The organism is Parasediminibacterium paludis, from assembly GCF_042651445.1.
In the GTDB taxonomy this organism is placed as follows: Bacteria; Bacteroidota; Bacteroidia; order Chitinophagales; family Chitinophagaceae; genus Parasediminibacterium; species Parasediminibacterium paludis.
Window position 1 is genome coordinate 41,668 of sequence record NZ_JBHSDC010000024.1, and the last position, 21,744, is coordinate 63,411.

Sequence of the window (21,744 nt, forward strand, 5' to 3'; positions counted from 1 at the left end):
GCTATTTGTTTATTAACTACTTAAAACCATTTGTTTAGCTGATATAAACAGCCAAACGAACATTATTGAGAGATGAAAAAAGACTTAGAATTAGATATTGAAACAAATCTTACAGGTGAAGAGGAAAAGCAATTAGAGGAATCAGGACGCAGAAGTTGGTTTAAACGCAGAAAGAAAGGTATTTTAACGGCCTCTGCCGATAAAAAAGAAACGCCAGAAGGCCTTTGGAACAAATGCCCTGAGTGTAATTTCATATCTACCACATCAGATTTGAGAGAGAATTTGTTTGTGTGTTCAAAATGTAACTACCATCACCGCATTGGTAGCGATGAATACTACGACATTATTTATGATAACCAAGAATTTACCGAGCTATTTGATAATATCCGTAGTAAAGATTTTTTAAACTTCACCGATTTAAAAAATTACCAAAAGCGTCTTGACGATATACATTCTAAAACCGATTTAAAAGACTCTATGCGTGTAGCTGTGGGTAAGGTTAATGGTGAAGCATTGGTAATAGCTTGTATGGATTTTGAATTTATTGGTGGTAGTTTGGGTAGTGTGATGGGCGAAAAATTCAGCAGGGCGGTTGACTATTGCATTGAACATAAATTACCATACTTAGTTATTAGTAAAAGTGGGGGTGCTAGAATGATGGAAAGTGCATTCAGCTTAATGCAATTGGCAAAAACAAGTGGAAAATTATCGCAACTTAGTGACGCTAAATTGCCTTATTTCTCTTTATTAACCGATCCAACATTTGGTGGTATTTCAGCAAGCTTTGGCATGCTAGGCGATTTAAATATTGCAGAACCAGGTGCATTAATTGGTTTTGCAGGTCCGCGAGTTATTAAAGAAACCATCAAGAAAGATTTACCACCGGGCTTTCAACGCAGTGAATTTTTAGTAGAACATGGCTTCTTAGATTTTATTGTTGACAGAAAGACATTAAAAGATCGTTTAAGCCAATTGATTACGTTATTTAAGAATTAGTCTCAAAGCAATTTATCAAACGCCCATTTTGGGGTTAAGGGCATGGCAAAAGAAATGAACAATAGGCAGGCTTATTTTAACTATGCCATAGAAGACAAATATGTTGCTGGTGTAGCTTTAATGGGTACTGAAGTGAAAAGCATCCGTGAAGGTAAAGTAAGCTTTAATGACGCTTTCTGCCTATTTGAAAAACATGAATTGTGGATGCGTGGTGTGTATATTGCAGAATACAAACTTGGTACCGCTAATAATCACATCGCCGTACACGACCGAAAATTATTACTACACAAAAAAGAATTAAAGAAGCTAGAAGCCAGAATGAAAGAACGTGGGTATACCATCGTTCCATTAAAAATATTTTTTACAGATGACCAATTTGTAAAAGTGGAAATTGGCCTTGGTAGAGGTAAAAAAGTACACGATAAAAGAGAAACCTTAAAAGAAAGGGACACCCAAAAAGAAATTAAGCGCTACTTAGCAAAATAATTGCAAACCAAACTATTACAACTTATTACGTTTCCACTTTACAGCAATATTTGAACCTTCGGCAAGCATAATAGAATCGGGTTTTAAATGACTTAAGTGTGCAAACGCAGCACCATACATTGCACCAAAATCACAATTAATTGTCACCTTTTTTACTGGATAAATCTCCCAACTTGGATGCGCAATGTTGTATTCTATGGTATTTATAGCATCCACTTTTGTGTAACCATAGTAGTGTTCAAAAATAAATTCTTCCACACTCCCTGCTTTCATTTTCTGGCTAGTAGCACTAGCTTCAATTGTCAGTTCGTTCCATATGCCTTGCTTTTTCCAATAGTAATGAATGGCTTGCTTGGTATCATTCATAAACCACTCATGTTTAGTAGGTATCGCTGTATAATGTTCCTTGTACAACCAATTGGCAATAACTGCCACCACTTTAAAAGGCACGGTTTCATTTACAAAAACAACACCTCTCCGCCATTCACCATTTACCCATCTTTTTACGTAAAAGCGTAGGTTCACTTCTTCAAAACTGCCCATTAAAGGTATAGGCACACCAAAAATGCGACTGTTTATAAACATAAAACCTACTAAACTTACGTAGGCTTTACCTTCAAAAATATCTAGTTCAGTACCTTTTGGCAAGAGAGGAAGGAGAATATTTGGGTCTACAGCATAGTTAGCCATAATTAATTTGCGCCATTCTGCCGTTAAGAAATTAGTCATTGCCTTACTTATTTATGTTCCAAAATTCAGCAAGGCAAATGCTTTAAAATTTCAAATGCCTTACTGTAGCACCATTATTTATCAACTGTTTCAACGAATCGATACCAATTTTCAAATGGCTTTCTACAAATTTTGAGGTTACTTTTTTATCGCTCGCTTCTGTTTTCACACCTTCAGGTACCATTGGGCTATCGCTTACTAATAATAACGCACCAGTTGGTATATGGTTATAAAAACCAACCATAAATATGGTAGCTGTTTCCATATCTATGGCATACGCTCTAACTCGCTGTAAGTGTTCTTTAAATTGTTCATCATGTTCCCACACACGACGGTTGGTAGTGTAAACGGTTCCCGTCCAATAATCGGTTTTGTAATCACGTATGGTAGTAGATATCGCTTTTTGCAAGGCAAAAGCTGGCATGGCTGGCACTTCTGGTGGAAAATAATCGTTACTAGTACCTTCCCCTCTTATCGCTGCAATTGGCAATATTAAATCTCCAATTTTGTTGCGTTTTTTTAAGCCACCACATTTACCTAAAAATAAGACCGCTTTTGGCTTAATCGCACTTAACAAATCCATCACGGTAGCTGCACCTGGGCTACCCATACCAAAGTTAATAATGGTAATACCTTCAGCAGTAGCGCATTGAAAGGGCCTGTCTTTTCCTATCACTTCTACATGATTCCAATCAGCAAACATTTGTACATAATTGCTGAAATTGGTCAACAAAATATAGTCACCAAAATTTTCTAAAACCTCACCTGTGTAACGGGGCAACCAGTTATTAACGATTTCTTCTTTTGTTTTCATATTTATATATTTTTATTTACGTTTAAAAAAGGGCTTTTGTAAAGATAAAGTTTTTACTTTTATACGATGATAAAAGTTGATTACCCTAAGTTTAACTTTAAAATAAAAACAGAAGCGGGTAAGGAAATTATATTCGACGAAATAAGAAAGCAGTGGGTAACACTAACCCCCGAAGAATGGGTACGACAAAATACCATTCAATATTTACTACAAAGCCTGCACTACCCTGCTAGCTTGATAGCAGTAGAAAAAGCATTAAAATTGGGTGAATTAAAAAAACGGTTTGACATTTTGGTGTACAATCAGCAACACCAACCCTGGCTAATGATTGAATGTAAAGCCGTGGATGTAGCCTTAACCGAAAGTGTATTGCAGCAAGTGCTGCGCTACAATATGGCAATCCCTGTTGCCTACTTATTTATTACCAATGGTGAATCCATTTTTGGGTGGCATGTTAAGGATAACTGTAAAATGCTAGATGCCTTTCCTAGTTTTTAATTTTTTTGCCACTGAAGCACAGAAACACAGAAGTAAAGACACAAAAAAGCCGTTGAAACACAGAAGCTCAGACGTTAAAACACAAAAAAAGCCACTGAAACATAAAGATATATCTGTGTTTCAGTGGCTTTTTAAACTATATTTCAAATAAAATTCTGTGTTTCAGTGCCTATGTGGCAAACACTATACAGTCGCTAATAATGCTTTTTCTTCTTGCCATTTGTTGCGGCCATAACCTTTTACTACATGCATCTCGCTGTGGTAAGAACTACGTACCAATGGCCCACTTTCTACATAATCAAAGCCCAATTCGTAACCTATTTCTCTTAGTTCTGCGAACTCGTCTGGGTGTACATAGCGTAATACTGGTAAGTGCTTTTTAGTTGGCTGTAAATATTGACCAAGTGTTAATACATCGCAACCCACATCTACCAAGTGTTTCATCGTTTCAATTACTTCTTCTTTGGTTTCGCCAATGCCAAGCATCATGCCGGTTTTGGTGCGCATCCCACCCACTTTTAGCAAGCGTAACACTTCTAAACTGCGGTGGTATTTAGCTTGAATACGTACTTTTCTGGTATTACGTTCTACCGTTTCCATATTGTGGCTTACCACTTCTGGTGCTGCGTCTATAATGCGTTGAATCTGCTCCTCAATACCTCTGAAATCTGGCACCAAAGTTTCTAAAGTGGTATCTGGATTTAATGCTTTTACCGCCTTAATGGTATTGTACCAAATAATAGAACCGCCATCTTTCAGTTCGTCTCTATCTACACTTGTAATCACGGCGTGCTTTACTTTCATTAAATTAATAGCTTCTGCCACACGTTGCGGCTCGTCCCAGTCTACCGCATCTGGTCTACCAGTAGCCACAGCACAAAACGCACAACTGCGTGTACATATATTACCCAAAATCATAAAGGTAGCCGTACCAGCACCCCAACATTCGCCCATATTAGGGCAATTGCCGCTTTCGCAAATGGTGTGTAATTTATGGTCATCCACCAAACCACGAACGTGTTTGTAACTCTCTCCAATAGGCAGTTTTACACGTAGCCAATTTGGTTTTTTTAGTATCGTATCTGCGGTAGATGCTTGTGGTACAACAGGTAATTCAATCATTGAAACGTATTTATAAAGCTGGTAGAACGGTGTAAAAATATTGATTATTGCAAAGCAATAACATTTACCACAGTGATAATGTTGAGAAGGGGAAAATAATAGCCACGAGTTAAAGGCTATGCACATTTAAATACTATAATAAATTTATTTATATTTGAACAATGAGGAACGCTCTCTTTTTTATCATTCTAGCATTTGCGGCAAATACATTGCAAGCACAAATAGATTCTACAAAAGCTTTTGAAAGTTGCCGTGGTAAATTGCCTTTGCCTGTAAAGCATTTTACAAAAGTGATAGATAATAGCAAAAATTCAAAGAACGTTTGTATGTATCAATTTAATCCATCTACAGCTTTTATATCTGATAAACAGGATTCTGTATTTTCTATTCATGAGGGTAGCGTTGTATCAGTTTATGAAGTTGATAGTTCCAATTTTGCAATTATGATAAAATATGGTCAATACTTTTTAGTTTACTTTCCAATTGATGCACCTTTTTTAAAGAAAGGTGACTACATAAAAGCAAAGCAATTTATCGGCTTTTTGAAAAAGGAATATGAAGATTACAGAATTCAAATACAACTGTATAATAAACAAATGAAAGAATTTGTAGCTTACAATTGGTTTAAATGGCCATAAAATATAGCTGATGAAGCCACGCAACGAACAAGCTGTACAAGTGTAGATGCTTCGTAAACTCAGCACAGGCTTCACTAAAGCATCATAGTAGCACTAACACTGGTTACCAAAAAAATCTCACCTATCTATTTTGCAATGTTTGTTCCTTTGTGGCTTCTCTCAACCTTTATTAGCGTTTAGCGTTATTACAAGCATTATGGTACAAGCGTATAATTTTTTGGCATCGTGGCAGTTGTTTCCTGAAAAGTGTGATTTTCAATTTGGTGTAGCACCTAAAAGTGGTAATTATAAAATAGATAGTGTAAACAATGGCAAGGAATTAAGCATTAGTACCAATTGGGTGTCGGTAACGAATGATGCGTTTTATGCGCAATACACCGTAAACCCTAACGGTGAAAAGCAACCTTTTGATAACCAAGATTTGGCGGATACCATTGTGGCTGATATTACCAACGCCTCTACCATAGAAACACAGTTTTTTAAAGATGATACATTGGTGTTGGCTGTAACCAATGAGATATTGGCTAACGGCTACATGAAAGTAACGCACAAGGGTTTTGAAAACGGCGAACCATTTACCAATATTGAGATTTACCATAAGCAAATGAGCGTGTTGCCTTACGCATCGAGCGCTGGCAGCGTGGCGATACGACCTACCAAAGAAGGCGTGATTAAGCACAAAGCGCTGAGTGCGATGGAAGAGCAAACCAATATGCAGCTTGACCAAATAAAGCAACAAATAGAACTACTAGCAAGGCAAGCGCAGGAAATAAATAAACGCAAAGAACTGAGTTTAATGATATACGAAGCGATGTTGCGTTTTAAACCACAAATTGGTCATGTGTATCATTTATACGAGAAAAAAGATGGTACACATATGCTATCGTTGGTGTCCCCAAAAGAATGGGGTGGCGCGGGGCCGTTCAAGCAGTTTTTAGCTTCGGTGCGTTTATTGGCAGACCATACTTGGGTAGAAGTCAACTAAACAGAACATCCCACAATAGACATTGCCACAAGCATGCTCAGATATAGATAAATCTTGTCTTGCGTACTTGTGGCAATAATATGTTTGGCGGGCTTCTAGCCTTCTATCAATCTAGATTTCGCAAGGTATTGCTTAACTGGGCAGTAAATAAATAAGCAACTACCCTCTTTTATAGTGTTAATAATAGCTTCGTGTTCTTGTGGCGGTACTGCGGGGCAGCCCTCGCTTCTACCTATATAGCCTTGTGAATTAATTAAATCCTCTGTAACATAATCGGCGCAATGCATGACGATACCTCGATGTAATGCATTGTCGTTAATACCTTTTTCCTCGCCTTCTAAGCGCAGCGATAAGCCATGTTTACCAATGTAAGTATTACTAGTAATATAAAAGCCTAAGCTGCTTTTGTAACTATTGGCCTTATTAGAAAACTGAGAAGCAATGGCTTTACCTGAGTTTTTGCCATGCGATACTAGGGTGTTAAATAATACCTCACCTAGCTTAAGGTCGATAACAAACAATCTTTTGGCGGTAGACGGCAAACTAAAATCGATGATGGTAAGCGTTTGGTCGTTTTTAATTTTACCTGCTTGTAAGAGTTTATTGTAGCCCGATAACGCATAATTGTACGCTTCTTTAGATAAGCCTTTGAGGTTTAACTGCAAACTATCATACAAAAACCACTGTGTAGAATCGGGTTTAATGTACGTAGTAGCGAGTACTGTTGTGTGGTTTTCGGTTGAAGAAATGGCTGCTCGGTTGAAAGTAAATGCCATTACAAAAGCTAACAACCCCCATTTTGTAAAATCCTGTATCTGCATGTTCTTGATAACTTTAAGTAAATTATTTGGCTATAGGCAGACGACGTTGATATTGTTTTAAGAGGAGCGAATATAGGCATCAAACGTGTGAATGGTATATTTTGGTACTTGAACACAAAAGTTTAACAATTATAACACACCATATAAACTACCACCTTTTTCAAAAAGTCTATCTACTTTTTTCTCAATTTCAGGCACTTTTTCTACAGGTGGTGCATGGTGAGGTTTTATTCTCGCATCAATTAAGAGTGGTCCGCGACAGCCCCAATGTTTGTTTTCTGTAAAAGCATTAATACCATAAATATCGTGACTTGGATTACAACGGGTATAAGCTACCCACAAATAATTACCAATACGTTCGGCGACAAAACTGCTATCATCGCATATGACGATAAAAGGCGTATTAGTGAGTTGTGAGTTGTAAGTTGCGAGTTGTTGGTTTAAGGTTTCCATTTCGTCATGGGCGGCTTCGTAAGTGGTAAACTTATTTGTCTGCAAAGCAATCACACCTGGCATCGCCAATTTTGGATTCTCGAAGCCTCGTAATTCTTTCAAGCATTGCGGTACATCTTTACACAATTCTCTCAATTTTTCGCCGTAGGCGGCAAACACTACTTTACTGCCTGTGTTTAAGCCTGTACCGCTGTAGTCAAGTGTATCAATAGTCGTATTGGTGTAAAAATGCACATCTCTAGTAAGGTCTATTCGTTCTAACAAATACTCCATAAAGTGCTGTACATTATGGGTGGTTAATTGGTTGGTATCATCTGCTGTAATGAATAAAAACTTCGCCAAACTCAATTGCCCTGTACCAAGCACATGATTGGCAATGGTTAAGATTTCAGCAGGTTGCTTGGTTGGAGTGTAAGGTGTATAGCGTTCGCTACCAATAGCTAGCAGCAATGGATGCACACCTGCAGCATCTACCGCATGAACTTCTTTTAAGCCCGGCACTTCTTGTGGTATAGCAGCGCCTGTCAATTCATGTATGAGTTCACCAAAACTGGTATCTTCTTGTGGTGGCTTACCAACCACTGTAAATGGCCAAATCGCATTCTTTCTAGCATATACTTTATGTACCCTCATTAATGGAAAATCATGCTGCAGCGAATAATAGCCTAGATGGTCACCAAAAGGACCTTCAGGTTTGTTCTCGTTCGGATAAACCTCGCCTGTAATTACAAAATCAGCATCGGTACTTACTGCAAATCCATCCTCATACGTATATCTAAATCTTCTACCACCAATAACACCTGCAAAAGTCATTTCGCTAATGCCCTCTGGCAAAGGCATTACAGCCGACAACGTATGTGATGGCGGCCCCCCTACAAAACAACTTACTTTCAGGGGCAAACCCTTTTTATTGGCTTTTGTTTGATGAATACCAATACCACGATGCAGTTGGTAATGCAAGCCAATTTCCTTGTTTGATTCATAATTATTACCAGTTAATTGAATCCGATACATACCAAGATTCGATTGCATGATACCTGGTTTGTCGGCATCTTCCGTATATACTTGTGGTAATGTTACAAAAGCGCCACCATCCATTGGCCAATGGTGAATCAATGGTAAATCGGAAATATTAATTTGCTGATACAGTACTGGTTTGCTAATAGGATTTTTCAAAGGCAAGGCTTTTAAAGCAGCCAAACCTGTGGCAATATTTGCAAATGGGTGCTTCAAGGCTTCCATTGGATGGCCTTTTAAATCGATAAGCTGCTGCACCAATTTAAATGTATCTCTAAAAATAAATTTGCTTCTGTCTAGCGTACCAAAAATATTAGACGCAGCTCTAAATTTTGAGCCTTTTACATTTTCAAATAAAATAGCGGGTCCTTTTGCCTCGTACAGGCGCAGATGAATAGCTGCCATTTCTAAAAATGGATCCACTTCTTCTTTGATGCGAACGAGTTGGTTGTTTTTTTCTAAATCGAGTAAGCAAGATTCTAGAGATGAATACGACATGTAATAATTAACAGCTTTTTAGACAAATAGTTGGGCATCAAAGCTAAGCTGCGTAGATGAAAAATAAGGGTATTACTAAGATCTAAAATTTGCTACGTAGGAAAAGATAATTTGCTGCCTAGGAAAATTATTTTCCTAAGCAGCAAATTTGACTTGGGTAGGTAGGAAATTTTTAAAGCTTTGTGTGAGGGTTTAAAACGAACAGCCCGACCTGCATCAAGTAGCGTACGGCATAAATATCTCAGTTAGTAAATGGCAAGCAAGAACTAGAAACGTTTTGCATAGTACATTTGCAGCATGACGAAGCTGAGTGTAAATATCAACAAATTTGCGACCATACGTAACAGTCGCGGTGGTAATAATCCTAATGTAAAGCAAGCTGCCATAGACGCACAGCGCTTTGGTGCAGATGGGGTAACGGTACACCCTAGACCCGATGAACGACATATTACTTATCAAGATGTGCACGATATTATGCCCATCATCACCACAGAATTTAACATAGAAGGTAATCCTACAGAGCAAAAATTTGTAGACCTAGTACTTGCTGTAAAACCTCATCAAGTAACGCTTGTACCAGATGCATTGGGGCAAATAACGAGTAACCACGGCTGGAACACCATTACACATAAAAACTATTTAATAAATATTGTAAACGTTTTTAAAAATGCAGGTATCAGAGTTTCCATTTTTGTAGACCCGATAATTGAAATGGTTGAAGGCGCTGCGCAAACCGGTACCGATAGAATTGAATTGTACACAGAAGGCTATGCAAAAGGCTTCGAAGCAGCTACCTTGGATACAAGGCAACAAGTAATTGAACCCTATTTATCGGCAGCATTAAAAGCCAAAGAGTTAGGTTTAGGTTTAAACGCCGGCCACGATTTAGACTTACATAACCTACAATATTTTGCTAAAACAATACCTTGGCTTGATGAGGTAAGTATTGGTCATGCGTTGGTGTGCGATGCCTTGTACATGGGTTATGAAAATGCGGTACAGTTGTACAAAAGGCAACTTAATTTTTAATACACGAATTATGATATTATTTCCAATTACCCATACTTTTCGATGTTTTAACAATCTTTAACGCTTCTTTAATGTAACAGATATGTAATTTGCACCATCGAATAAGTATATGAGATTAATTTTTACTTCACTCATTTTTTTACTGTCATTTTTTTCCGGTAAGACTCAAAATCTTACTGGAATTTGGCGTGGCCATTTTATCCAAAAGGATTTTGATCTTATTAAAGGCAGGCCTACTGAAGATCGATATAAATATGAAATACAAATAAATAATCTTGCCAATAATGGTATTGAAGGGGTTACCTATTCGTATAAAACAACCGTATTTTACGGTAAAGCAGCATTACAAGGCATTTACACCAAAAAAACAAAGAACCTCATTGTAAAAGAGGTGAAAATGTTAGAACTTAAAGTTACTAATAATACCGCTCCCTGTTTAATGACTTGCTATTTAGATTACTCAGAAACGAATGGCAAAGAAACTTTAACAGGCACTTACACCAGCATTAGTGAAAAAAATACAGATTGCGGTTCTGGCACTGTTTTTTTAGAAAAAGTTACCACCACAGAATTTGAAAAAGAACCTTTTTTATTGAAGAAAAAGGAACCGTCAGCTACTACAAAAAAATCAACAGAAGTCGCATCAGCAAACGGTAAAAAAGGATTATCTGGTAACTTGCCTACTACACCAAAAACAACCACTAAAGTTGAACTTAAAAATGGTACACAATCGGGTTTACCCAAAATAAAACCAGGCGCGGAAGGATTTGTCATTGCTAAAAATGATACTCTGAAAGCGACTCAGAAATCTGTAACAGTAGATACGGTTGTTAAACCAAGCGTAGTAGCGCCAATAATACCGCAAAATAAAAAAATAGAACCCGCTGCTAAAGTGCCAAAAGTTTTATTAGAAAGAGAAAACAATCTCCAAAAAACCTTGATTGTAGACCAACAAGAAGTGAGAATTGATTACTACGACAATGGTCAGGTGGATAATGATACCATTACTGTTTATCATAATAACCAAGTGCTTATAAACAGAGGTAGATTAGATACAAAACCACTCACTTTAATGGTTCATTTAGACGAGCAAAACCCAAAATACGAGCTGATTACAGTGGCTGAAAACCTTGGCGACACGCCTCCGAATACGGCCTTGATGGTAATTACTGCTGGGAAAAAGCGTTATGAAGTGAACATCACTTCAGATGATAAAAAAAATGCAAAAGTGATTTTGGAGTACCAAGCACCACCCAAAAAATAATTATAAAAGTGCTCTGATAGATGCTCTACCAGTATTAATAGTGCGTGTTTCACCAGGCTTCCTACCCTCGTAACTAAAACTTATTTCTAGGTTATTAATCAACCGTTTGGTAAATTCAATATTCCACAAATAGTTTTTACCAGGCAATAATCCATCTAGCATAATGTAGCTAACAGTAGTATTGGTTGCGCCTAAATAAGAGATATTGCTGTAAGTGAATTTGGCGGTCAGGCTAGTGTTTTGCACAGCATTGTATTTACCTTCTATATTAAGTGAGTTTGTAACAGATTTTTCGCCCCCATATAAAACGCTATTGGTTTTTTGCAAATATTGATAACTTGTTTGCAAACGATATTTAGTACTATTAATATAAGTAAATTTAGGTTCGCTACTAAACGTATTCAAGGCGTAGTTTCTATTGGCAAAATTGGGCGTTAGCAAATTGTTGCTACCTACTTTTTGTAGTATTTCTATTGTATAGGTCCGTTTGATGTTCACCCTACCTCTAAATGTCCACTCGTTCAGTTGTCGGCTCTCGAAGCCATAGGTTAAAAGGCTTTTTGAATAATTAGATGTATTACTTATATCAATACCCCAACTGCTGCTAAAGCGATTGAACGATAGTGTATTGGTGAATACTTGCGACAAGCTAATTAAAGCCGTATCAGCAATTTTACCTGTAAATGGATTGAACTCTGGATTGCCTTGCGCCAATATTTTTTTACTCGCCTGCAAAGCAGATTGTGCACTAAAACGCGTAATGATATTTTTAAAGTGCTTATTTTTTATGGTATTTGTCAATGCGCGCGGGCTCAATAAAAGACTATAATTAAACTGGGTATAATTAGCCTTCACAAACACATTCGTAGGCGTAAATACTCGTATAAACTTCGCTTGGTCTGGGAACTGGGCAATTTCAAATTCATTTAATTGTTGAATACCATCGCCATTATAATCATTCCATGTATACTGCCCCCTGCCAGCTTGTACTTCTATATAAGAAAAATCTTTTTTCTGTTCTTGCCCAGCACCAATTTCGTACAAAGTATTACCAGTTACAAAACCATTCCATTCGTTAATGATATACTCTACTCTTCCTAGCAAGCTATTATCTGCCTTGAGATTAGTGATTTTTTCGTTGATTACTTGCAACTGCCGATAGGTAATATTACCTTTAAATTGATGCTTTTTATTTTGTAAAAGTTCTATTAGCAAATTGTAATTATGACTTCTATCTGTAGCTAATAAGGTTTGATTATAGGGTAATTTATTATTACGTGTATTATATGATAACGTCCAACGATTATTTTTTTGCTGATCACTTTTTATATATGCGGCAATCGTTTCAAATGCAAAACTTGCCGCATTCACAGTATCACTGGTAGTACTTTTTTGCAAATTATGTTCCAATGCATAGCTGCCACCAATTTGAAAATTTTTAAAGTGAGGTATTAATTTATTGAGAGCAATACTTGGTCTCAAAAAAAAGCCTTTGCTTATAGCAGTATTATTGTTGGTTAAATTAAAATTACTAGTAATTTGCCAGCCTTTAATGTTATGTTGATGCAAAAGTGATTGCCTAAAACCACTATAACCATCCCCCCGAAAATAACCAGCAGCGGTGTATTTTAGCGTATTACTACTATCATCTTTTATTTCTATTGTTGCCGATGGCAAACTTTCTGAAGCAGCATTATTGAGCAAATTTAGTCCCCAATCTCTTGTAAATTCTACGGTTCTTAATCGCTCAAGTGGCTTAAAATTGGCATCGTTGTATTCGTAGCCAAGTTTAGTATTGAGTTGTACTTTTTTATTCACAATATGCCACACACCTTTTCGCTCTAGTTGAAATTTTGTAGCGTAGCCAGTATTATTGTTTTTATCTTTTTGTGAGTAGGTGTTAACGTCGTAATTACTCAAAGCCATATCGGTTTTCAACACCGTTTTGTCGTTCAACTGATACTGTGTAGAGAGATTAACCAATTGCTGCTTTTTGGGTGTTATCAAAAAGGTTGCAGGCTCATAATTGCCTTGTGGTATGCCATTAATTGGTGCTATATATTGATAGGCTTTGCCATTAATATTATTTAGCAATGGTATATAATTACCTTTGTTTGTACCTACGTCTATAAAGTTTAAACTGTATTTGGCGCTATCTTTATTAGTAGAATAATAATAGATAGAATCGTTGCTACCACTAAGTTTAATGCGGGCGTATAAAATTTTAGACGCCGAAAAAGTATCAATGCTTGCTACTGGATAAAAAGCATTTTGGACACTATCACCAAGGTTAGCTAAAAACTGTATTTGTTTGGTATCAAGGGTTTGGTTGATGGGCGAATTTTTTGCATCGTTATTGCTGTATACTCCAATATTTACCTTTAATTTTTTTTGCCACTCAAATTCATCATTAGCATAAAGCAGCGAGTTTAAATAGTTTCTATCCGCATACTCAAACTCTATTTGAATGCGCTTGTCTTTGGTAATCATCCGCTTGGGTGTAAATGTTATTTCAGCGGTATTATAATTAATAATATAATCTTGATCTTCGCCGCGTTGCATTAATTCACCATCAATAAATATCCGTTCTGTATTTGCCAAAACCACAAAATATAGCTCGTTATTGGCCCCTGTAAGCCGGTACGGCCCTTGGTTACCTTCTTGCCCTTGAAAAACGTTACGTGTAAATTTCCCTTTGGCAATGGCGGCGCTCACTAGTAATTTATTAGTGCTTTGTTTACTTATTTTACTTGTTTGCGCATATGATACGCCTTGTAAGCGTTTGTAAAAATTAAGATAATAAGCACTTGTTTGTCTGATATCAATATCGCCTAAATTCAGTTCCCAATCACGTTTTTTAAACTGTAATAAAATACGGTCAAATTCATTTAATTGCTGCGTTGTACCATCGGGCTGTATGGGAATATTATTGTCGGTAATGGCAGCTGCAATTTGTATGCTATCGCCTATAAACCCACTAATTTGTAAATTCAACTGCGAGTTAAAAACCGCATCCTGATTATTACCAAAACTTAAACTTCTACCGAAGCTACCGTTATAGTTTACGGTGCCAAAATCGAACAAACCATTACCATTTTTTTGCTGGTTATTTTTATTGAAAATAAATGGTTGTGGTGCTAAAAAATTGTTTTTTACACTATCGTAATTAAACCTGCTTGCGGTACTATTAAAAGCCAATGACAAAGTTCTGTAGGTGATGGTTACACTATCGGAAGCAACGCTCTTACGCCAAATTAATTCCCCTTTTTGCACATTGAGAGTATAGAAAGAAGTATCAATATTTTTGATAAAAACCGAATTAGGTACAATGGTTTTATTATCAATTTTAACCACACCTTTTGCTGCAATTTTTTTGGTGGTAAGGTTAGATAATTGGGCATTTATATTTAGCCAAACAAAACAACAACCTAGCAATATGACGATAGCTTTACGCAGAAATACTCAATTTTATGCAATGATAACGATAGACTTACGATAAGATTGAGTATTTGAACAGAATGATGCATGAGACAAAGAATACTAGACCGATGTTGCTGCTTTTTCCTTTGGTAAATCGTTTGGCGCAACATCGCCTTGCGATTGAAACACTTTTTTGATAATTACAGGATTTCTTGCAGTAATGCTATCAATATTTAAGCCGTTGTATTCTGCATTGGCTTCGTTAAATATTTTATTGGCAGTATTGATATTTAGATTTCGTCTAATGTCTATTAAAATATCATATTCTGATTTTGGCAGCAACAATTTCATGATAGAAGGAATAAGTTCAAATAGCAGAAATAATAAGGTTATGCCCAAACTCATCGTACTAGCAGCACCAGTTTTATCAACCATTTTTACTTCCTGCAAAGCAGTGTATTTTGATAATAAATCATACGATTGGCCAATTCTATCCACTTTTACCGTAGAATCAGTTTGCGTTTGTAGCCCTGCAATTTGTTGCTGAATTTTTACCAATTCACTATCCGTTCTATTGATTAAAATTTCGGCTGCTTCCTTGTTGCTTTTGGCAGAATTATAGGCGTTGCCTTTACCTGCTGGTCTTTGTTTACCATCACGTAAAGTGCCCACCACTTCAATATCCATAATATTACCCCAATTGGTACGGTCTCTTAATGCAGCATTTTTTATGGATTGTAAAGTATCTCTTCGACTTTCAAAAGGCACCATTTTTTGGTGTACTTTTTCAGCCATTTGTTTGTTTTCAATACGCATATTGTCTACCAACCGCTTGGTAATTCTGGCATCGAACAATTGTAATTCAATTGGCACCGAAATGACTAAACTGATGATAATTGCCAAAGGAATTCTTAATACCACTGCCCATTTAGTAGAGGCAGCCACAATTTCTCTGTCAATAGCCATTATTAAGGTTGCATACACCAAACCGATGATGCCAGAAAATAACCAACCAACAACTGCCATTTGCGGTTTGCCAGTTATTGCATCGGCATTAATAAACAGATTAGACACAGCCAAACTACCCGAAATAAAAGCCAAAACGCCAGTTAACAGCACAAAAAAGCCTAAAGATGCTTGACTATTTTTGGTAGCTTCATTGCATTTTTCAATAACTGAAGTATCGGTTTTTGATAGGAATAATAAGAATTTGCGCATAAAAATGGGTGGTTGGCATTGTTAATTCTTACAAATCTAATACTTACCATGGTACTATGCTAAATAAAGTATCTGCTTATACACAAAATAAGGTTTAGTTAACAAAAAAGCCGCTACCATATGGTAGCAGCTTTTTTAAATAACCAGATATTACTTATAATTCTATAGCTTCGAAATTTCAATACTCCATTCGCTGCCACTACCAATATGGTATTTATCCGCTAAACTTTCTTGATTTAATGCTACAGATACTTTCATTAAACTATTTAAATATAATAATGGTTTACCAACAGGTACAGCACTAAAAGTAGCTTCATAGGGTACTTCTTGTGAGAAAACAAATATGCCATTATGATAAATTTTTACCCGAAGTTTTGTATCATAACCAATATTCATCTGCTTAAATAAATCCGCAGGAATATTTGTCCAAACATTTCCATACTGTATATCTAAAATGGCAATATTACCTTTTAAAATACCATCTTCAAGAGTTGCTTTTTGATACCCAATTTTAACCACTTCGCTTGGAGGCAATAATTTACCCACTTGTGCCATGGTAATAACACCAGCCGCCAATCTTGCAGCGGTATATGCATATACATCACGGCCATGAAACGTATAAGATTGTTGCGAGCCATTTCTACGATTAACCGTTTCGTCAATTTCTCTGCGCTCAACAATACCAAGGCTTTCAGCAATTAATGTTAAGGTACCATTATCTGGTGTTACAATAAAATGCCCCGTTTTTGTTTTTACCACAACCGATTTTCTACTACTACCAACTCCAGGGTCTACCACCGAAACAAATACCGTTCCTGCTGGCCAGTAAGGCACCGTTTGTTCTAATCGATAAGCTGCTTCCCAAATATTATATGCTGGTATTTCATGGGTGACATCGTATAGCTTTAAGTCTTTATTTACGCCTAGTGCCACGCCTTTCATAGCCGATACCGCTCCATCTTTTAAGCCAAAATCTGATTGAAATACAACAATTTTATTTTGTGCAGCTACGCCAAGTACTATTAAGAATATACTACTTACTACTATTACAATTTGCTTCATATAATAAAATTTGACATTAAAAAGCCGGAGAAAATCTCCGGCTAAAATAATAGAAAATTATTTACTATTAAAAATTAAGTACCAATTTGGTAAACAAACGTAAACCATTAAAGCCCATTTGCACAGAATCCCAAGGACCGCCAGATTCGTTATCACCAGCCCAATTTTTCGCTTGTTGATTAACACCTAAATCTGGATGTACATTAAATAAATTATCCGCGCCTATAAATATACTTGCTGCTTTGCAAAATTTATAAGAAGCATAAATATCAGTTACAACTTTTGAATTATAATTAAATACTTCTGGCACAAATACATTCGCGTTTGCGTCGGTAGGTACCACAGGGTTAATACCAGTTTGGTTAGGATTATCAGCTGTAGCGGCGCCATAACCCATCAGTTTCACAGTACCAAAAGCTGTGATATGTGTGCCAATGCCAATTTTACCAGCCGTATAGTCTAAGTTTAGGGTAAACTTACTATTAGGTGCAGAAGCTTTTAAAAAGGCCTCTTCTCTATCGCTAAAGAATGTTTTTTTGTTTAGTGTGGTACTACTTAAAGCAGTAGGCACATGTATATCATCAATAGTCATATTTTGAATATTACCTGCCAATAATACTTTGAAGCTTTTATTACCCCATTTTTTAGTGTAATCGGCTACGATATCTACACCATAGTTAGTGGTATTAACCGCATTGGCAAAAAACTGTGCTGTAGATACATTAATGGCGTTTAATGCTGTGGTAAATGCCGCTGGCAAGGTTGGATCGCCGGCACTAAACAAGCCAGATAATACTATTCTATCTTTTACTTTTACCATATAACCATCTACTGTAAATGTTAGGTTTTTAGCAGCTTTCCAGCTAAAACCAATGCTACTATTTACAGAAGTTTCTTGTTTTAAACTTGGAATACCGGCCGATTTTGTAACAGCATCGTTATTATTAGCAATTCTTGATTGAACCAATTGTCCACCGCTGAAAGACGTAAGCGTATTGCTAAAATTAATTTGCTGTAATGATGGGGCGCGGTAACCTGTACTAATAGAACCTCTTAAATTAAAATTGCTAGTTACCTTGTAGCGGCTAGCCAATTTAAAAGTGCTCACAGCGCCAAAATCGGAATAGTTTTCAAAACGAATAGCACCATCTAATAACCATTTTTTAGTGGCATTCAATTCTGCATCCACATACAAACCTACGTTTGAGCGATTGGCAGAAACAACATCTGACGGGCTAAAGCCTGGGAAACCTTGCGCACCAGCAGCTTGGCCCAACGTATTTGAATAGGCAATATATGATGCCTCTTCCCCTTTATAAATTTGATATTGTTCATAGCGATATTCAGCGCCCAAACCTAGGTTTAAGCCTTGCGCTACAGATTTAAAAGATTTACTAAAATCTAGATTAAGTGTGTTTTGCAAAAAATTAAACCCACCATCATCAAAATGGGTTTTAGAAATATTGCCTATAGATGATGCATTGTAGGTTTTATCGCCAAAATAATGAAAATCATTTTTACCAATGGTATTACTCAAATCCCAATCCCAACCATTACCTGCATCGCCTTTTAATCCAGCCGCTAAAGACACATCTTTAATATGGGTTTGAATATGCGGATTGTAAAACGTATCTACCAAACCATTACCAGTAGCTACTTTCATAATGTTTGGATCGAAAATAAGAGCACCACTAGCATTTACAGGAAAGCGGTCGGGCCTTGCACTCCAATTTCTGGTATAGGCATAAGCATCTGATGCTTTGTAGTTATAACCACCAAAAGAATAAAACGTAGTTTTTTTACTAGCACTAGTAGGAATTTCCATATTGTACATCACTCCTACTGTGGTTACCGAACCGTCGCCAAAGGCACGGCGGCCCGTATTGGGTGATGGTAATGCATAGCTGTTTGTTTGCCAATTATCAGTACCTACTTCACGGAACGTTTTGCCTTGGTTTAAAAAGTCTACTGACACATTGATAAAGCCACCATTTTTACCAATATTTACACCATTATTGGCAGAGAATGAAAAAGTACCGCCATCTAATTTATTGCCAGCATAATATTGATTGGTTTGATTGAAATTTTGGGCATTAAATTTAGAATCATAATAACCACTATAGCCTGTATTAATTGACCACTGGTTGGTATTTTTCTTTAAAATTAAGTTAATAACACCTGCCATGGCGTCTGAGCCATATTGCGCAGAGGCGCCGTCGCGCAAAATTTCAATACGATCTACGGCCGCTTGCGGAAAAGCATTTAAATCTACACCAGAATTTCCTCTACCTCTTGTACCAAATAAGGCTACAAAAGCTGTTTGATGGCGGCGCTTACCGTTAATTAATACCAAAGTTTGGTCTGGACCAAGGCCACGCAACGTACCAAGGTCTACGTGGTCGGCACCATCTGCTCCACTTTGTTTATTATAGTTAAACGATGGTGCTGCGTAGTTTAACACAGAGGTTAAATCCATTTTTGCCGTAGGTACACCCGCTTGGTTAATATTAATTACATCTACAGGCACAGGCGATTCAGTTTTTACACGACCACCCTTTCTACTACCTACTAATACCACTTCCTCTAAGTTAACCGCAGCCGCTTCTAATACTATATTTACTGAAGCGCCTTTAACAACAACTGTTTTGGTTTTATATCCAATAGAACTAATTTCAATAGACTGATTCTGCACTGCAGATATTGTAAAAATACCATCTTTATTAGTGATTGCTTTTGCTTTGCTACTTAGAGACGTTACAGTGGCATTTTCAATAGGCGCACCTTTACTATCGGTAACCTTACCATTTATTGTAGATTGTGCTAATAACTGACCGATACTACACACGATGACGATTGCAATAAGTAATAGTTGTTTTGTTTTATGCATATATGCGTTTTTTGGTTGATGCCACAAAGTAATTGAAAATTACTGGATTTTGTTTACTTTAAATTAACATTGGTTAGAAAATAAACAATCAACATCAGAAAAACTTAGAAATTTACAACGAAACGCCTACATAAATATTTAACGAATATGATATTGTCGGCCCAATATCTGTTATTTCTTAAATGTCCCAAAGTGCCATAATATACCTGAAGGATCGTGTACAAAACACTCGCTGCCCCAAGCTAACTGTTTGATGGGCACTATCTTGGCGGTGGGATATTTACTTGTTATATGCAGTGTTACTAACCTTTGCCAAAAAGCGGCTACATCGGCTATTTCTACAAATACCATGGTATTATCTACCCAATCTTTTACATAAGCATCTTGCAGATAAAAAGCAATGCTATTGGTTTTAAATAAACTTAAATTAGTAGACAATACCACTTCTTCAAAACCCAAATCTTTATAAAAATTACTTGACTCTTTAAAGTTTTTAGCCCCAATAAATGGTCTGATAGAAGTTGCGTTGTTTAGCATTGCGAAGTGGTTATTTTTAATATTTTACCCCAATATGTATTTAGTAGTGTGGCATTCTCTCAAACAAATAGGCATCAAGCACCATGTTTTAAACCATAATGCAATAAGCTAATGCCATTATTAAAAGCTTTAGCAGTGTATAAGGTTAATGCATGCCTGTTTTCTAGCAAATCAAAAATACGTATGCCTTTACCCATCATTACGGGCATTACCAATAGGTAAAATTCATCAATATGCCCACCTGCAATTAATGCCGATACAAAATTGGCACCGCCATATACCAATATGTTTTTACCATCTGCTTGCTTTAATTCAGTAATAGTTGCTGCTAAACTGCCTTGTGCAAGCGTTGCATTTTTACCAAATGGTGCTGTAAGCGTATTGCTAAATATCACTTTGGTAAGATTTACCATTTTTTGTGCAAAGGCACTTTTAGGATGGTCAGCAGGAAAATTTTCAAAATGCGGTATAAACCCTTCTGCCATTTTTCTACCTATTAGCAATGTATCTGCCTTATCTGGCAAGCTATCTATCAAGTTAAATACTTTGTCATCGGGCGGTACACCCCAATCTTCTTCGCCGTTTAAGTTCGCCACAAAACCATCTACCGATATCCGCATTTGTAAAACCACTCGTCTCATAAATTAGTGTTATGCTGCAAAATAATTAACACTACAGGTAATAATAGCTAGTAATTGCAACTGTACAATGGTGGTTGTGCCACCAATTTTTACTGGCTTGCTTACGCACTGCTTGATATCACACCGCCTGTTAAAGCACGCGACCCAATGATTGGTGGGTAGTTTCTATAATTATCGGGTGTACTTGTTTATAGGCAGCCCAAACACTTACACACCATTGCACTATCATGGCGTCTCTGTCTTTACCTGGTGCTATAGCTAAAACATCAGAAATGGTAAGGCTGCCTCTTTCTTTAGGCAAGGCAATGTTTATAGGTGTTGAATATCGTTTTGCCATTTGTATGTGCGCAAGTTGTACTTGCTTACCCGTATAGTCTTTTTCTACCATTAAATACAAACCTGCCAATGCAAATAGTATGGTAATTGGTTTAGTAGTATTGGTAGCCATTTGCGCTGAGTAGGCATCTACCAAATGCTGATGAATAAACTGCTTATCGCCTAGCGATAAAGTGTAAAATGCCAATTCGTGGTATTGTTCATTTAATATCATGTTGTTTTAGTATGTAAGCTCCCCTGAATCTCGCTCATTTAAAAGTTGACAAAAATGTTAACTTTAAATGACCGATATG

Annotated in this window: 19 protein-coding genes; 7 read left to right on the forward strand and 12 right to left on the reverse strand. The window is 36.8% G+C overall.

The features are described from left to right. Positions 1 to 72 precede the first annotated feature (72 nt). Positions 73 to 996, forward strand: a complete 924-nt coding sequence (gene accD / locus ACFOW1_RS12400) for an acetyl-CoA carboxylase, carboxyltransferase subunit beta (protein WP_379014656.1) — start codon at positions 73 to 75, stop codon at positions 994 to 996. A gap of 42 nt (positions 997 to 1,038) precedes the next feature. Continuing rightward, positions 1,039 to 1,482 carry an SsrA-binding protein SmpB gene (gene smpB / locus ACFOW1_RS12405; RefSeq protein WP_379014657.1) on the forward strand — a complete coding sequence of 148 codons (444 nt, stop codon included), beginning with the start codon at positions 1,039 to 1,041 and terminating at the stop codon, positions 1,480 to 1,482. 15 nt (positions 1,483 to 1,497) lie between these two features. On the opposite strand, the gene ACFOW1_RS12410 is transcribed toward smpB, so the two are convergent. Both ACFOW1_RS12410 and ACFOW1_RS12415 read right to left on the reverse strand, forming a co-directional pair. After that, entirely contained in the window at positions 1,498 to 2,211 is a 714-nt protein-coding gene (locus tag ACFOW1_RS12410; protein ID WP_379014658.1) for a YqjF family protein, read from the reverse strand. A 43-nt stretch (positions 2,212 to 2,254) separates the two neighbouring features. After that, entirely contained in the window at positions 2,255 to 3,025 is a 771-nt protein-coding gene (locus ACFOW1_RS12415) for an AMP nucleosidase (protein ID WP_379014659.1), read from the reverse strand. Positions 3,026 to 3,091: 66 nt separating this feature from the next. Here ACFOW1_RS12415 and ACFOW1_RS12420 point away from each other — a divergent pair, with 66 nt between their 5' ends. Further along, positions 3,092 to 3,523, forward strand: a complete 432-nt coding sequence (locus ACFOW1_RS12420) for a type I restriction enzyme HsdR N-terminal domain-containing protein (protein WP_379014661.1) — start codon at positions 3,092 to 3,094, stop codon at positions 3,521 to 3,523. 183 nt (positions 3,524 to 3,706) lie between these two features. Here the strand turns inward: ACFOW1_RS12420 and lipA are convergent, their stop codons facing one another. Then, complete coding sequence (gene lipA, locus ACFOW1_RS12425) at positions 3,707 to 4,645, reverse strand: lipoyl synthase (RefSeq protein ID WP_379014662.1); 939 nt, start codon at positions 4,643 to 4,645, stop codon at positions 3,707 to 3,709. A 161-nt stretch (positions 4,646 to 4,806) separates the two neighbouring features. On the opposite strand from lipA, the gene ACFOW1_RS12430 reads away from it, so the two are divergent. Together ACFOW1_RS12430 and ACFOW1_RS12435 are read left to right on the forward strand one after the other, a co-directional pair. Further along, complete coding sequence (locus ACFOW1_RS12430; protein ID WP_379014664.1) at positions 4,807 to 5,283, forward strand: hypothetical protein; 477 nt, start codon at positions 4,807 to 4,809, stop codon at positions 5,281 to 5,283. 196 nt (positions 5,284 to 5,479) lie between these two features. After that, positions 5,480 to 6,268 carry a DUF2452 domain-containing protein gene (locus tag ACFOW1_RS12435; protein WP_379014665.1) on the forward strand — a complete coding sequence of 263 codons (789 nt, stop codon included), beginning with the start codon at positions 5,480 to 5,482 and terminating at the stop codon, positions 6,266 to 6,268. A gap of 95 nt (positions 6,269 to 6,363) precedes the next feature. Here the strand turns inward: ACFOW1_RS12435 and ACFOW1_RS12440 are convergent, their stop codons facing one another. Both ACFOW1_RS12440 and ACFOW1_RS12445 read right to left on the reverse strand, forming a co-directional pair. After that, complete coding sequence (locus ACFOW1_RS12440; protein ID WP_379014666.1) at positions 6,364 to 7,089, reverse strand: murein L,D-transpeptidase catalytic domain family protein; 726 nt, start codon at positions 7,087 to 7,089, stop codon at positions 6,364 to 6,366. 129 nt (positions 7,090 to 7,218) lie between these two features. Continuing rightward, a complete protein-coding gene (locus ACFOW1_RS12445; protein ID WP_379014668.1) occupies positions 7,219 to 9,057 on the reverse strand; it encodes a UbiD family decarboxylase in 1,839 nt (612 codons plus the stop codon). Between the two features lie 297 nt (positions 9,058 to 9,354). On the opposite strand from ACFOW1_RS12445, the gene ACFOW1_RS12450 reads away from it, so the two are divergent. Both ACFOW1_RS12450 and ACFOW1_RS12455 read left to right on the forward strand, forming a co-directional pair. Beyond that, on the forward strand, positions 9,355 to 10,086 hold the full coding sequence (locus ACFOW1_RS12450; protein WP_379014669.1) for a pyridoxine 5'-phosphate synthase: 732 nt from the start codon (positions 9,355 to 9,357) through the stop codon (positions 10,084 to 10,086). Positions 10,087 to 10,195: 109 nt separating this feature from the next. Continuing rightward, positions 10,196 to 11,350, forward strand: coding sequence for a hypothetical protein (locus ACFOW1_RS12455; protein WP_379014670.1), 1,155 nt, complete (start codon positions 10,196 to 10,198; stop codon positions 11,348 to 11,350). On the opposite strand, the gene ACFOW1_RS12460 is transcribed toward ACFOW1_RS12455, so the two are convergent. From ACFOW1_RS12460 to ACFOW1_RS12490, 7 genes are all read right to left on the reverse strand, one after another. Next, positions 11,351 to 14,785 (reverse strand): hypothetical protein, encoded by a 3,435-nt coding sequence (locus ACFOW1_RS12460; RefSeq protein ID WP_379014671.1) that lies wholly within the window; start codon positions 14,783 to 14,785, stop codon positions 11,351 to 11,353. It lies immediately after the preceding gene. A 105-nt stretch (positions 14,786 to 14,890) separates the two neighbouring features. Then, entirely contained in the window at positions 14,891 to 15,988 is a 1,098-nt protein-coding gene (locus ACFOW1_RS12465) for a DUF4407 domain-containing protein (RefSeq protein WP_379014672.1), read from the reverse strand. A 162-nt stretch (positions 15,989 to 16,150) separates the two neighbouring features. Beyond that, on the reverse strand, positions 16,151 to 17,050 hold the full coding sequence (locus tag ACFOW1_RS12470) for an SAM hydrolase/SAM-dependent halogenase family protein (protein WP_379014673.1): 900 nt from the start codon (positions 17,048 to 17,050) through the stop codon (positions 16,151 to 16,153). 67 nt (positions 17,051 to 17,117) lie between these two features. Continuing rightward, on the reverse strand, positions 17,118 to 19,937 hold the full coding sequence (locus ACFOW1_RS12475; RefSeq protein WP_379014675.1) for a TonB-dependent receptor: 2,820 nt from the start codon (positions 19,935 to 19,937) through the stop codon (positions 17,118 to 17,120). A 171-nt stretch (positions 19,938 to 20,108) separates the two neighbouring features. Further along, complete coding sequence (locus tag ACFOW1_RS12480; protein WP_379014676.1) at positions 20,109 to 20,474, reverse strand: glyoxalase; 366 nt, start codon at positions 20,472 to 20,474, stop codon at positions 20,109 to 20,111. A gap of 74 nt (positions 20,475 to 20,548) precedes the next feature. After that, entirely contained in the window at positions 20,549 to 21,115 is a 567-nt protein-coding gene (locus tag ACFOW1_RS12485; RefSeq protein ID WP_379014678.1) for a dihydrofolate reductase family protein, read from the reverse strand. A gap of 130 nt (positions 21,116 to 21,245) precedes the next feature. After that, positions 21,246 to 21,665 (reverse strand): DUF5946 family protein, encoded by a 420-nt coding sequence (locus tag ACFOW1_RS12490; protein WP_379014679.1) that lies wholly within the window; start codon positions 21,663 to 21,665, stop codon positions 21,246 to 21,248. Positions 21,666 to 21,744: the final 79 nt, after the last annotated feature.